Origin of the sequence: Cobetia sp. 1AS1 (genome assembly GCF_029846435.1) — a bacterium.
GTDB lineage: Bacteria > Pseudomonadota > Gammaproteobacteria > Pseudomonadales > Halomonadaceae > Cobetia > Cobetia amphilecti.
On sequence record NZ_JARWKU010000004.1, the window covers coordinates 218822 to 231912 of the forward strand.

Here is a 13091-nt window from a genome sequence, read left to right on the forward strand (position 1 = left end):
TCACACGCTTTGCTGCAGACGCAGCAGGTAGGGTTTTCTGATCCACAGGAGAATCAGGCCGATGATGCTGAAGACACTCGCGGCGAGCGCGCCGACGATGGCCAGCTTGATGCCCAGCGAATCCGCCTTCTCGGGCAATGGCGGCGGATCGAGAATCTGCAGCATCGGGTAGCTGGCGAAGGGGTCGATCTGCCCGATGTCGATCTTGGCCAGCGCCGTGGTGTAGACCGCCGTGGCGACCTGTTGCTCGCGCAGCAGGTCCTGCAGCTGGGCGGCCTTGGCGACGCTGTTGTCCAGCCGCTGCTGGCGGGCCGCCAGATTGGCCCGCCCGGTGGCAAGCTCGCTGATCACGCCGCGCCGCTGGGTATCCAGGGTGATCAGCTCGCCGATCAGGATGTCCTGATTGGCATGGCCGGACGCGGCACGCAGGGCATTCTGGTTGCGCGAGGATTGGCGGGGCAGCAACTGGCGCATGCGTGAGGCCAGCGAGCGCTCAAGGGAATCAAGCCCCGCGGCCAGATTGATGACTTCCGGATTGCGCTCGCCCCATTTGCCACGCGCTTCATCGAGGCTGGCCGCCTGCTCCGCGGCTTGAGTCAGCAGCGCCTGATAGCGGGCGTCGCGCTGCAGGGCGATCACGCCACCGGCCTGGCCGGCGTCCAGTCCCAGGCGACTGGACAGGGTGGCGAGCCGGGCGTTGAGGGCCGACAGCTCGCCATCCCGCGTCTCGAGTGTGTCCTTGAGCGCCTCGACACTCAGCGTCAGTTCCTTGAACTGCTCCATCGAGACCAGCCCGGAGGTGGACTGGAACTCGAGCAGCTTGCGCTGGGTTTCCTTGAGCGTGCGATCGTAGGTCTCGAGCGAGCGGCGGATGACGGCCTCGCGGCGCGCCTGCTCATCATTGCGCAGCTGTTCGATCACCTCATTGAAGGCATCGATGTGCGCATTGGCACGTGCAAGCGCGGCCTTGGCGCTCGGCGCGCTGGTCTGGAAGGCGATCAGCGCGGTCTGGTCGGTCAGCTTGATCTTGGGCTTGCCGTAATCGTCGGGATGCATGTCGACCGTGCTGGCGGCACGTTCAAGCACGGCGGGACTCTCGGCGATGGCGCGATAGTTGACCTTGGGGTCCAGCGAGGAGCTGGAGTAGGAAGAGTTGGCGCTGGTGCTGGCCTGGCCGATGCTCTCGAAGTTCACCGACAGGCCGGAGCCGGTGCCGGGCAGGATCATCGTCCAGCTGGTGGTGTAGGTGACAGGTGCCACGGCGATGAAGGCGATGGTCAACCCCCAGATGACACTCAGGATGGCGGTCGCCAGCAACAGGTAGGCCGCGCGGCGGGTGCGCGGGCGCATGCTGGAGCCACGCGCCGCCCAGCCCAGCAGGACTCCCAGGAGTCGGCGCCCCAGTGAGGGCTTGGCTGCATCTTGTGGTGTGTCGGGTGAGCGGGACTCTGTCATGCACATCCTTGTCGCGTGGTAGTGATCAGTCGCATTCCATCAACGGACAGGCGATGGGTTACAGCAGAGTGGCCGGCGTCAGCAGGTCAGTCAGCGTGCGGGCGATATCACGGATGTTGGTGACACCGGAGTCATAGCAGCCGACCACATCTTCGGGCATCAGATAGGGATTGACGCCCACATCCGCCGGATTGGCCAGCAGGGCATCGATACCGCGATCGACCACGACCGGCTGATGCGTCATCGGGTTGGTACTGATCAGCACCGCGCGGCGCGAACCGGAGGTCGCCTGGATGCCGCCGACGCAGTTGGCATTGATCACGCCCTGCAGCATGCGCACGCCGTAGGGCACCTGCGAGCGCAACACCGTGTAATTGCTGACGTTGTTGTTGTTGGCAGGGGTGGTCAGGTTGGAGGCATAGATGACGATGCCCGGCGCGGTGAGCGGCGAGGGGCGCATCAGTGCGGCCTGGAAGGCGCCGCTGGAGGGCACGTGGATGCGGTCACCCACACGCAGCCAGGGATTGGCGGCATATTCGCCGTCGATCAGGCCGCGCATGTCGAGAATCTGTGTCTGGCCGTCGCGAATCAGCTCGATATGGCTCAGGTCCGCGTCGGGGCGGATGCCTCCAGCCGTGGTCAAGGCCGCCGACAGACGACGCTGTTGACTGGCATCGCCGCCGGCGAAATCGCGGCGCACCATGCGCTCTTCCGGCAGGCGGGTATTGATGACCGCCTCGCCCGGGAAGAACACCGCGCCGGACACCGCAACGGCCAACGGCGCCCATTCCTCGAGCCGGATGCTGACATGCGCCAGACCCGGGCGAATCAGCTCTTCCTCTACCAGACGCCGGGTGATCTCATCCGCCAGGGCGTCGATGGTCTTGTTGGAGGCCTCGACCGGCGAGAGCCACGGCAGGCGCAGGCGTCCGTCATGATCCACCTCGTAGCTGCCATCGAAGAGTTCGCTGCCGGCGACCCTGACGCTCAGACGATCGCCCGCCGCCAGCCGCTGGTCATCCCCCGCGGGCAGTTGCATGAAGCGATCATCGGCATGAGGGGCAGGCAGCTCCAGCGGCCAGTAGGTCGCCTGTTGCCAGTGATCTTCGGCGGGGGTGTCGTCCAGCATGATCGGTGTACAGCCGCCCATCAGGCCGGCCGTGATCGCGACGCCCAGCAGGCGTCGAAGAGAGCGGAAAAGGGAGCTGGGCCGAGTCAGGTCGCGTTTCATCAGACTACCTCACGAGAAGGCCCTGTCCGCGTGTCGCCGCTCGACTCCAGCAGCGGGTCGCGCTGATAGTAGATATCGAAGAGCTCGAACAGGCGCACGCGCTCCAGCTCTGTCTGCATGACCGGCGAGGGTTCGACCACCACCAGCGCCGCCGGGGACAGCGCATCATGCAGACTGACCAGCACCGAGAGCCCATCGGCATCGATGGCCTCGACATGGCTGAGGTCCACCGCCAGCGTGCCGGTGTGCTCAGGAATCATCGCCAGCATCTCCTGGCGGAAATAGCGCGCGAGCTCGCCTGTCAGCTGGGCAGGCGGCGTGATCATGATGCCTTCGTGAATCCGGGTGGTGATGGGCATGACGGGCTCCCTGTGCTTGATGTCACCGCCTGGCGCCAGCTGGGCGTGCGGTGCAGCTTGTTATCTTTATGCACTATGCCGCATAAGCATCGTTTACCTGCTGTTACAGTGTCAACGACGCCGACTGACTTGCCTCATTCCTTCTTGATGGGTTTCGTGGTGCTACCTGCTGTTTTCGGGCTCCCCTGCTGTTTTCGGGCTCTCCAGGTTGCCTGCGCGGCGTTGTCACTCGCCCGACATGGCGGGTGACTTGTGTGGCGTGGCCAGCATCGCGCCCCAGTGGCGGAAGCGTAGCAACAGCAACAGGCCCGGTATGGCGGCCAGCGTGCAGATCCAGAAGAAGCTGTCCCAGCCGGCTGCATCGGCCAGATAGCCGGAGGGCGCGGCAATCACCACGCGCGGCAGGCCCATGATCGATGAGAGCATCGCGTACTGGCCGGCGGTGAAGCGCTTGTCGGTCAGCGCGCCCATGAAGGCGATGAAGGCGGCGCTGCCCATGCCGGCCGCCAGGTTCTCGAAGGCGACCACCGCCGCGAGCCACGCCAGCGAATCACCGACGTGATGCAGCCAGACGAAGCCGGCAGTCGACACCATCTGCAGGATGCCGAACCACCAGAGCGCCCGATAGATGCCGATGCGCATGATCATCAGGCCGCCGAAGAAGGTGCCGGCCAGCAATGGCCACAGGCCGAACAGCTTCACGGTCGCGCCGATCTGCGAGTTGCTGAAGCCGATGTCCTTGTAGAAGGGCGTGGTCAGATTGCCCGCCACGGAATCGCCCAGCTTGTAGAGCAGGATGAACAGCAGCAGCCAGATGGCACCATCGCGCTTCATGAAGTGGCGGATGGGGTCCCACAGGATCTCATGCAGATGATGGGCGCGCGGCGCGGCCTGAGCCTCGGGCTCCGGTGCCAGCAGGGTCACCAGCATGCAGGCGCCCAGGGTCGCGGCCATGATCAGGTAGGTCACGCGGAAGCCGATCATGTCGGCCAGCACCAGGCCACCGGCCGAGGCCATCAGCATGCCGATGCGGTAGCCATAGACATAGAAGCTGGAGCCCAGCCCCAGCTCGTTGTCCGGCAGATGCTCGCGCCGATAGGCGTCGATCACGATGTCCTGGGTGGCGCTGAAGAAGCTGACCGCCAGCGCGATGGCGCCCATGGTCAGCGGCGACATGTGCGGGTCCTGCAAGGCTAGCAGCGCGATGAGGGCGGTCAGGGCCAGCTGGGCGATCATCAACCAGCCACGGCGCCGGCCGAGCACCGGCGGCATGATGCGGTCCAGCAATGGCGCCCACAGAAACTTGAGGGTGTAGGGCAGGCCGACGAGCGCGAGCAGGCCCACGGCGTCCAGTGAGACACCGGCATCCGTCATCCAGGCCTGCAGCACGCTACCGGTCAGCAGCAGTGGCAGCCCGGAGGCGAAGCCCATCAGGAACGTGATACCATGACGGCCAACGAGTAAGCGTAAATCCTTTGAAGTCAAAGCCTTGCCTGTCCATGCAGAGGGTGTGGCCGCGCGTGTCACACGCACGGTGAGCGGCTATCTGCCGCTTGCGTCATTCATGGCCGGATTGTCGCACTGCCTGAGGGCAAGAGCCATGCATTGTCCTGCCGGTCAGCCGACAGGCATGATGCAGGTCGAGACACGCATGAGTGGGGCAGGCAGGCAATGAGAGGTCATCATGAGTGAAGCCCGAGAAGCTGCCAAGGCGCATTGGTATCTGATCCAGTGCAAGGGCGGGGAATCCTTCCGTGCGGCGGAGAACCTCACCAATCAGGGATTTCACGTCTTCCACCCCCTGTTGGAGGTGGAAAAGAAGCGCGGCGGCAAGCTGCGTTGGGTCGAAGAGCCGCTCTTCCCCTATTACCTGTTCATACGCCTTGATCAGATGGATGACAACTGGCGTCCGATTCGCTCGACCCGTGGCGTGCTCAAGCTGGTCAGCTTCGGCAATACGCCGACGGCGGTGCCGACGCCTCTGGTGGAAGCCCTGATCGCCAGCGGCGAGCAACGCCAGGAGCAACCGCCGGAGAATGTCTATTTCCGGGCCGGCGAGCAGGTCGAGATCATCGATGGCCCCTTGAGTTCGCTCAGTGGCGTCTTCGAGAGCGCGAAGGGCGATGAGCGCGTCATCGTGCTGCTCAATCTGATCAATCAGCAACAGCGTGTCGAGCTGTCCAGTCGTCAGCTGCGGCGTAGCGAAAGCTGAGCTGCCGACCTGTCTCATCCGACTTGATCCGCGAGACCGCATTGCACCTTTCTTCTGGAGTGGTTCCCATGGCGATTACTTCCCAGCAGGTCGTCAGCCTGCATTACACCCTGCGCACCGCTGATGGCACTGTGCTGGATAGCTCCCTTGAGCGTGAGCCGATGGACTACCTGCATGGCCACGACAATATTCTGGCAGCGCTCGAGAGCGCGCTTGAGGGCTGCGATGTCGGCGACCGCAAGGTCGTCAATCTGACGCCAGCCGAAGGCTTCGGTGAGCGGGATGAAGGCCTGGTGCAGTACTTCGGGCGTGATGCCTTCGGCCCGGGCGAGATCAACGCCGGCATGCGCTTTCAGGCCCGAACCCCGGAAGGCCAGCGGTCGGTCACGGTGCTGGAAGTCGGTGAGCAGCAGGTCAAGGTCGACGCCAATCATCCGCTGGCAGGTCAGGCGCTGAGCTGGGAAGTCGAAGTGCTGGAAGTACGTGATGCCACGCGTGCCGAACTCTCGGCCGGTCATCCGCTCGGTCTCGATGTCAGCCATACCGAGATCGAAGACAAGAAGGTGCGTCGCTGAAGTAGGCATTGCGGATGGGTGTGACGCTCAAGCTCATCGTTGCAGCCCCTCTTCAACAACAGACAGCCCCGCTGCCGGTATCCTCGGCAGCGGGGCTGTCTGTTGTTGAGGTCTGTAGCGATGGAGAAAATTGATATGGATCAGTCGTCTGCGCGCCAGCCGCAAGGATCGAGCCGTGAAGCCTTCAGGACTTGATGCAGATCAGATTCGCGCGGGGCATGGCGGGGTAGAGTGTCCTTGTCGAGGCCGCAGCAGGCCGACACAGGCGGAAGAGCTATCGATGTCGGAGCTATTGATATCAGAGCTATCGATGTCAGAAGCAGAGGTGTCAGCTGCCGACAGAGGCTGGCATTCAGGGAGCCCCTTGGGGAAGGGGCAGGCCAGGATGGCCGCTGTCAGAATCGGGCTTTTTGCAGGTGCCGATTCGCCGTCAGGGGAGGGGGAAACCCCGCTAGCCGACCTTCGGGTCGGCTTTTTTGGTTGTGGGGTTCAGTGGGGAAATGGCTAACTGCGTTTGCATGACGCTGGCTTGTCTGCGGGCTGCTTGAAAGCTTTTGCCAGTTCTTGCCAGTTCTTGCCAGTTCTCTGAGAGGAAGAGAGTCGCTGGACAGGCAACCCCGCAACTGACACGAGGTTGCCTGCCCGGCGTGACGGTTCAACTATTGTTGCTGGCAGTCTTGAGGCTCTCGACTTCCTTGTGGGAGTCGACGGCCTTCCCGGTGGTGGTCTTGTCGATGCTCTGGCTTTTCTTGACAGCCTGACTTTTCTTGACAGTCTGGCTCTTCTGGATAGCCCCGTCTTGCTTGACCGACGGGCTCTTCGTGTTGATGGCCGAGGTCGTCTTGCCCGGCTCGCCCAGCGTCAATGTCGTGTTCATGCGCTTGAGCGTATTGGGGCCGATTCCCTTGATTTCGGTCAACTGTGCCACGTCGGTGAAGGGCCCGTTCGCCTTGCGCCACTCGATGATGGCCTGGGCCTTCTTGCCACCGATGCCCTTGAGCTCGGTCAGTTGTGCGGCAGTGGCGGTGTTGATGTTCATGTCTGCGGCCTGGCTGGTCGGTGACAGTACCAGCAGGCTGGTCACGAGAAGTGTTCCTAGCAGGGTTTTCATGGTCGCTTCCTATGCTCACATCAGGGCGGTCGATGGGAAGTGCGCGGGGCGACCACCCGAGGCCCTGCGCGAGAAATACTCTGGCTCAGGTATTAGATTTGTAGTCATTTAGGTTTAAACGATTTCTCATCCTTGTGCGGCTTTCTGCGCTCAACGCAAGAAAGCACTACGAGCGTTAGTCTGCTGATTCGATTCGTCTTTCCCTGGGCATACAACGACAGAGCCGAGCGCTATAATATTGCCCCGAGCCCATGACCTCCTGTCATTGCGCCTGCCACATCGCCTGGAGCCCGGATGCCTGCCACGACTTCCCCCCTGATCATCGCCCTCGACTACCCGGACATGAGTGCTGCGCTTGCCATGGCAGACCAGCTGGATCCTGCGCGCTGTCGCGTCAAGGTGGGCAAGGAGCTGTTCACGCGTGTGGGTCCCGAGATTCTCAAGGCATTGCATCAACGCGGCTTCGAGGTCTTTCTCGATCTCAAATTCCATGACATCCCCAACACCACCGCCCAGGCCGTGCTGGCGGCAGCGGAGCACGGCGTGTGGATGACCAATGTCCACGCCTCTGGTGGGGCGCGCATGATGCAGGCCGCCGCAGAAGCCCTTTCGACTCGCGGCCTCGATACCCAGCTGATCGCCGTGACGGTGCTGACCAGCATGGAACAGGCTGATCTGGCGGGTATCGGTCTGGATGTCACGCCGCTTGCGCAGGTCGAGCGGCTGGCGGCCCTCGCCCAGCAGAGCGGCATGCACGGTGTGGTGTGCTCCGCACGTGAGACCCCGAGCCTCAAGGCGCTGTGTGGCCCTGAGTTCCTGAAGGTGACGCCGGGTATTCGCCCGAGCTTCGCGCAGGCCGGTGATCAGCGGCGCACCATGACGCCCGGTGAAGCCATGGCGGCCGGTAGCACCCATCTGGTAATCGGGCGTCCTGTCACCCAGGCGGAGGATCCGCTGGCGGCGCTGGCGCTGATCGAGCAGGAGCTGGGCGCCTGATCGGCTGATTGTCTGCCTCATGGGCAAAAAAAGACGCCAGTCGCAGACTCTGCGGCTGGCGTATTTTTCATGGCAGTGATCACTGCTGCTGATCACTCGCTCACGCTTTGCGCGACTGCCTCAATCGGCAGACTTGATATGCCAGCTGACCTGAACGCTGCTCTCGAGGCTCAGCTCGCCGGGGCGGTATTCGCTGCCGCTGCTCTTGGCCTCTGCCATGTCGGCACGCATTGCCATCATCTGCGGGCGCGGGCTGTGTGAGGACTCATTGATCGACTGCACGCTGCCCAGGGTTGCGCCGAGGGTCTCGGCCATCAGCTGTGCCTTGTGACGTGCCTTGGTCAAGGCTTCCTTCAATACCTGGTCTTCCAGGGCATCCCGTTCACTGATCTGATACTGCACACCGGCCAGTTGGTTGACGCCAGCGCCCAGCAGCAGGTCGATGACTTCCGGTACCTTGTCCAGGTCATCGAGAGTGAGGCTGATCGGGCGTTCGAGGTGTGTACGGCGCCATTGCTGTGGATGCTGCTGACCATTGTTGCGCTCGTAGTACTGCTCAGGACGCAGGTTGAGGCTGCCGGCGCTGATCTGACGGCTGTCGATGCCCGCTTTCTCCAGTGCCTGAATCAGGGTCGTCATGCGTGATTCCAGTGACTCGCGTGCCTTGCGGGCCGCCTGGCCCTCGGCCTTGCTGTCCGGAGCCTTGTCATCCACCTTGCGCGCGGGCGTCTTCTCCCACAGGCGCGCCTGGATGGTTGCCTTGTCGGGCGCGGCCTCCAGGCTGGCGCTGGCGCTGACATGCACCAGAGCCGGTGCGGGCGTCTGGTCGGCGCGGGCCAAGTGTGTGGCGCTGGCGGTGCAGAGCGCCAGGCCGCATAGCATGGCGGTACGACGCAGGCGCTGGGCGAGGGGGGCGGGGCCTCTGGTGGCGTGGTTCATCAGCATGGGAAATCCCTTGAGTAAAGTGGCAACATTGTTGCCTGGCGCTTGGTGAGGGGCATGAATGCGGGCGCGATAGGCTTGAAAGTATCAGCAATGAGGGCGATGCGTGAAGATACACGAGAGACTGCGCTCTATACGTGGCGCTGCACAGGTAGTGTTGGCGCTCGTCATGACATTGCTGATGGCGTCGCCTGCCCTGGCCGCAGGGCGTGAGGTGATCGACGATGCAGGCGATGTCGTGACGCTGACACAGCCAGCGCAGCGGGTGGTCACGCTGGCCCCGCACGCGGCGGAGCTGGTGGCGGCGGCGGGAGGCTTGCCTGCCTTGATCGGCGTGAGCCAGGGCAGTGATTTCCCCCCTGCGGTCAGCGAGCTGCCGCGCCTGGCCAGCTATCACGGCCCCAACCTGGAGGCGCTGCTCAGTGCACGGCCTGATCTGATCGTGGCATGGGGCAGTGGGCTTTCCGATGAGATGCATGCGCGTCTGACGGCGTTGGGGATGCCGGTCTTCGTCAGCGAGCCCGCCACACTCGATGATGTGCTGTCCAATATCGCCCGGCTTGGCACCTTGCTGGGCACCCGCGATATCGCGGATACGCATGTGGCAGCGCTCGCAGCGCGCATCGAGCAGCTGGAGCGCGCGCGAGACAGTGACCCCTTGCCGGTCTTCTTCCAGCTGGGGGAGAGCCCGATGACGACGCTGGGCGGCAATCACCTGGTCAATGAGCTGATTCGGCGCTGCGGCGGTGAGCCGCTGCTGACGGACTCACCCGCCGTGGTGCCGCAGATCAATCGGGAAGCCTTGTGGCTGGCCAGACCGCACCTGATTCTGCATCCGGTCGCGAAGGGGCCGGCGCGCGAGGAGTGGATTGCCGCCTGGCGCACGGACGAAGGGCCACTTTCCGAGGTGGCACTGGCGGGGCTGACTCCTGACCTGATCAGCCGTCCCGGCCCGCGCAGTGTCGAGGCGATGGCAGAGGTCTGCGCTGCCATCGCGAAGGTGCAGGCGCCGGACTGAGGGCGCCAGAGTAAGCGCGTCGAACTGAGGGCGGCGGAGTCAGGGCGGCTTCGAGCAGCACGCTCAGAAATCGATGCCACGCCGCGCCTTGAGGCCATGATTGAAGCCGTGGCGAATCTCGGTCATCTCGGTGACGGTATCGGCACAGGCAACGATTTCACGATTGGCATTGCGCCCGGTGATGACGACGGTCTGCTCCGCAGGGCGATTTTCGAGTGCCGTCATCACTTCCTCCAGCGGCAGATAGCCGAACTTGACCATGTAGGTCAGCTCGTCGAGCACCACCAGATAGACGCTGTCATCGCGCATCAGGCGCTGCGCTTGCTGCCAAACGGCCTGACAGGCGGCGGTATCGGCCTCACGATTCTGGGTATCCCAGGTGAAGCCGGTGGTCATGGCATGCACTTCGAGATTGGTATCCTCGGCGAGACGTTCGCGCTCGCCGCATTCCCACAGCCCCTTGATGAACTGGATGACACCAACCTTGTAGCCATAGCCCAGCGCGCGGGTGATGGTGCCCCAGGCGGCGGTCGTCTTGCCCTTGCCATTGCCGGTGAACACCAGCAGCTGGCCGCGCTCCTCAGTGGCCTGCGCCACCTTGTCATCGACATGCGACTTGAGTTTTTCCATCGCGGCCTTGTGGCGGGTATTGCGATCCGTCATGCGTATGCTCCGTAGTCAAAGGCACAGCACCGTCCCGGGGGCGGTGCTGTGATCGGTGCTGTGGTATGTGTGGCTGGTTGTCGCCCGAGGCTCTTCAAAAGAGGCATCCCGGGAAAGCCGATCAGAAGAAGAAGGTGACGCCGCCCTCCACATAACGGCCCTGGGTGTTGTAGCCATTGACCAGCTGATATTCGCGATCGAAGACGTTATCCAGCTTGGCGCTCAGCTTGACGTTCGGCATCACCTGCCAGCTGGTGCGCAGATCGACCATGCCATAGCCGGCAGTGCGCGTGTCGGTGTAGGTGTCTGCGTCAGTATCGCTGCGGCTGGCGCTGCCACGCAGTGTGGCGCCGAAGCTCCAGTCGTCGAGTGCGTAATCGGCGTCCAGACGCGCAAAGCGCTGGGCGCGGCGCTTCAATTGCTCACCGGTATCGCGGTCCTCCGGGTCCTGCCAGGTCATGGCAAGGTTCACGCTCAGGGCCTCGCCTTGCCAGCCACTGCTCAGCTCGACGCCACGGATGCGCGAGCGATCGATATTGATCGGTGAGAAGTCGACTCCTTCGTAGCTGATCAGATTGTCGATGTCGGTCTGGAAGGCATTCAGGCCCAGATGCCAGTGATGTTGCTGCAGGCGCCAGAACAGCTCGGCTGTGGTGGAGGTCTCGGCATCGAGGTCCGGATTGCCGGAGCCGTAGGGGCTGTAGAGGTCGATCAGGTTCGGTGCCTTGAATGCGCTGGAATAGCTGGCACCGAGCTGTTGCGCGGCCGTCAGATCATAGGCGTAGCTGGAGCCGCCCGTCATCTGGTGGCCATAACGATTGTCGTCGTCATAACGCAGGCTGGTCGTGACGTGGTGACGCTGTTGCTGAAGGTGCCAGCTGCCGTAGACGCCGGTGGCATAGCGGCTATCGACGCTGTAGCCCTCGGCGGTGAAGTAGGGGCCATCGGCATCCAGGCTTTCCTCGCGATGGTCCAGCCCCAGACTGAGCGTGCCGAGGTCGGTGTAGAAGTCATGGCGCAGGCCCACCTCGTTGCGAGTACTGGCGACACGCCCGGCATCGCTGCCGGCTTCGGTGTTCTCGTACTCATCCCGCGTACGCGCCACGCTGACTGTCATGTCCCAGTTCGGGTTCAGGTGCGTCAGCAGGCTGGCATCCAATACCATCTGGCTGCCTTCGCCGTGGCAGTCTTCCGAGGCACTGAAGCTGCTGTCGTAGCAGTCGTCATAGTCGTAATCGGTCTCGGTGTTGGCGACGCCGAGGCTGAGCGTGGCCTGCTGACCGAAGTCGTGGCCAAGGCGTAGTTCGGCGCCCGTGGCCTCGTAGCCATCATCTTCACTGCCGGTATCGCGAGCCGAGAAGCCATCGCTCTCATCATGATGGAGATTGGCCGAGAGGCGCGTGTCGTCTTCCACCGAGCTGAACTGGGCGTTCTGGCGGAAGGTGCCATCGCTGCCGGCACGCAGGGTGACTTCTGCATGCTGACCGACTTCGCTGCCGCCACGCGTGATCAGGTTGATCACACCGCCGATGGCATCGGCGCCGTAGACGCTGGCGCGCGGGCCACGCACGATCTCGACACGCTCGACGGCGGCGAGTGGCAGGAATTCGAAATGCGCCAGGCCATCGGCACTATTGGCGACACGCTGGCCATTGACCAGAATCAAGGTGTGGTCGGACTCGGTACCGCGCATGAAGAGGCTGGTCTGGCTGCCCATGGGGCCGCTGCGGGCGACCTCGATACCATTGCGTGATTGCAGCAGATCGACCAGCGAATTGGCCTGCAGGCGATCGATCTCGTCACGCGTGATGACGTCGGTGCTGGCCAGCACATCATTCTGCAGCTGCGGAATGCGATTGGCGGTGACCTGGACGGTGTCTAGGTCCTCGGATGAATCGGTGGTCAGCGCATCAGCAGCGACGGCGGGCGGGGTCAGCAGCAGGCTACCGACGAGGGTGAAGCTGGCCTGCGCAGATGCGCGACCACGAGTGTTGTTGTGTTTCATGAATGATCCTCAAGCGTCAGACGCAATGAGGAGGACAGCGTGACAGGGTGCGCGAGCACACGTCCCCCGCGCGCGCTGATCAAGCAGGCCCGTCGCGGGAGATTTGCCACTGGTGAGGCCCTCCGCATCAACCAGTGTGGAAGCGAGGGCCGGTCTCCGGACTGACGCCTGGTGGACTCCAATGGCAGGAGCCTCACCCCCTCATGCGCCTTCCCACCTCCTTCCCTTGGGGGAGGCCTGAATGACAGGTCCTCCCGGAGGCAGTGGCTGGCCGTGTCGATCCTGTCGATCGTGGTCGACCTGCATGAGCGTTGCGATCACCGTTGCGGGGGCAGTACGGGGTTTTCACCCGTTTCCCGAACACCCTGGCTTCAACGTGAGCCATTGTCTGGGGCGGGGGTGAGGGAGTCAATCGGCAAACCGGCGTTGCGCAGGCTGCCACCCAAGGCCGCTCAGGTGGGGTCATTCAGGGGGAGAGGTCAGAGGGCGAGCAGAGGGTAAGACAGAGGCTACGTCTCAGGTTA

The 13091-nt window shown here is 63.4% G+C and carries 12 protein-coding genes and 1 riboswitch; of the genes, 4 read left to right on the top strand and 8 right to left on the bottom strand.

Going from position 1 to position 13091, the window contains the following annotated elements; all coding sequences use genetic code 11:
- The 4 genes from QD280_RS09595 to QD280_RS09610 all read right to left on the bottom strand — a co-directional run bounded on the left by QD280_RS09595 (window position 1) and on the right by QD280_RS09610 (window position 4476).
- On the bottom strand, window positions 1-1455 hold the full coding sequence (locus QD280_RS09595; RefSeq protein ID WP_279839072.1) for a hypothetical protein: 1455 nt from the start codon (window positions 1453-1455) through the stop codon (window positions 1-3).
- 58 nt (window positions 1456-1513) lie between these two features.
- Window positions 1514-2686, bottom strand: coding sequence for a polysaccharide biosynthesis/export family protein (locus QD280_RS09600; protein WP_279831625.1), 1173 nt, complete (start codon window positions 2684-2686; stop codon window positions 1514-1516).
- The gene (locus QD280_RS09605; RefSeq protein ID WP_279839073.1) at window positions 2686-3045 is read right to left on the bottom strand and encodes an STAS domain-containing protein; all 360 of its coding nucleotides are present in this window, start codon (window positions 3043-3045) and stop codon (window positions 2686-2688) included. The genes QD280_RS09600 and QD280_RS09605 overlap by 1 nt, the downstream gene beginning before the upstream one ends.
- Window positions 3046-3270: 225 nt before the next feature.
- The gene (locus tag QD280_RS09610; RefSeq protein ID WP_082388128.1) at window positions 3271-4476 is read right to left on the bottom strand and encodes an AmpG family muropeptide MFS transporter; all 1206 of its coding nucleotides are present in this window, start codon (window positions 4474-4476) and stop codon (window positions 3271-3273) included.
- Window positions 4477-4729: 253 nt separating this feature from the next.
- Here QD280_RS09610 and rfaH point away from each other — a divergent pair, with 253 nt between their 5' ends.
- Together rfaH and QD280_RS09620 are read left to right on the top strand one after the other, a co-directional pair.
- The gene (gene rfaH, locus QD280_RS09615; RefSeq protein ID WP_176676340.1) at window positions 4730-5257 is read left to right on the top strand and encodes a transcription/translation regulatory transformer protein RfaH; all 528 of its coding nucleotides are present in this window, start codon (window positions 4730-4732) and stop codon (window positions 5255-5257) included.
- Window positions 5258-5325: 68 nt separating this feature from the next.
- Window positions 5326-5832, top strand: a complete 507-nt coding sequence (locus tag QD280_RS09620; RefSeq protein ID WP_043332448.1) for a peptidylprolyl isomerase — start codon at window positions 5326-5328, stop codon at window positions 5830-5832.
- A 655-nt stretch (window positions 5833-6487) separates the two neighbouring features.
- Here QD280_RS09620 and QD280_RS09625 read toward each other — a convergent pair.
- The gene (locus tag QD280_RS09625; RefSeq protein ID WP_084589297.1) at window positions 6488-6943 is read right to left on the bottom strand and encodes a helix-hairpin-helix domain-containing protein; all 456 of its coding nucleotides are present in this window, start codon (window positions 6941-6943) and stop codon (window positions 6488-6490) included.
- Window positions 6944-7237: 294 nt separating this feature from the next.
- On the opposite strand from QD280_RS09625, the gene pyrF reads away from it, so the two are divergent.
- Window positions 7238-7939 carry an orotidine-5'-phosphate decarboxylase gene (gene pyrF, locus QD280_RS09630; protein WP_153635206.1) on the top strand — a complete coding sequence of 234 codons (702 nt, stop codon included), beginning with the start codon at window positions 7238-7240 and terminating at the stop codon, window positions 7937-7939.
- Window positions 7940-8059: 120 nt separating this feature from the next.
- Here the strand turns inward: pyrF and QD280_RS09635 are convergent, their stop codons facing one another.
- A complete protein-coding gene (locus tag QD280_RS09635; RefSeq protein ID WP_279839074.1) occupies window positions 8060-8884 on the bottom strand; it encodes an SIMPL domain-containing protein in 825 nt (274 codons plus the stop codon).
- A 178-nt stretch (window positions 8885-9062) separates the two neighbouring features.
- On the opposite strand from QD280_RS09635, the gene QD280_RS09640 reads away from it, so the two are divergent.
- Complete coding sequence (locus QD280_RS09640) at window positions 9063-9899, top strand: helical backbone metal receptor (RefSeq protein WP_279839075.1); 837 nt, start codon at window positions 9063-9065, stop codon at window positions 9897-9899.
- Between the two features lie 63 nt (window positions 9900-9962).
- Here QD280_RS09640 and cobO read toward each other — a convergent pair whose 3' ends face one another.
- Both cobO and QD280_RS09650 read right to left on the bottom strand, forming a co-directional pair.
- Window positions 9963-10562 (bottom strand): cob(I)yrinic acid a,c-diamide adenosyltransferase, encoded by a 600-nt coding sequence (cobO, locus tag QD280_RS09645; protein WP_279839076.1) that lies wholly within the window; start codon window positions 10560-10562, stop codon window positions 9963-9965.
- Window positions 10563-10683: 121 nt separating this feature from the next.
- Window positions 10684-12567 carry a TonB-dependent receptor gene (locus QD280_RS09650; RefSeq protein ID WP_279839077.1) on the bottom strand — a complete coding sequence of 628 codons (1884 nt, stop codon included), beginning with the start codon at window positions 12565-12567 and terminating at the stop codon, window positions 10684-10686.
- Between the two features lie 129 nt (window positions 12568-12696).
- A riboswitch (cobalamin riboswitch) is annotated at window positions 12697-12968 on the bottom strand.
- Window positions 12969-13091 lie beyond the last annotated feature (123 nt).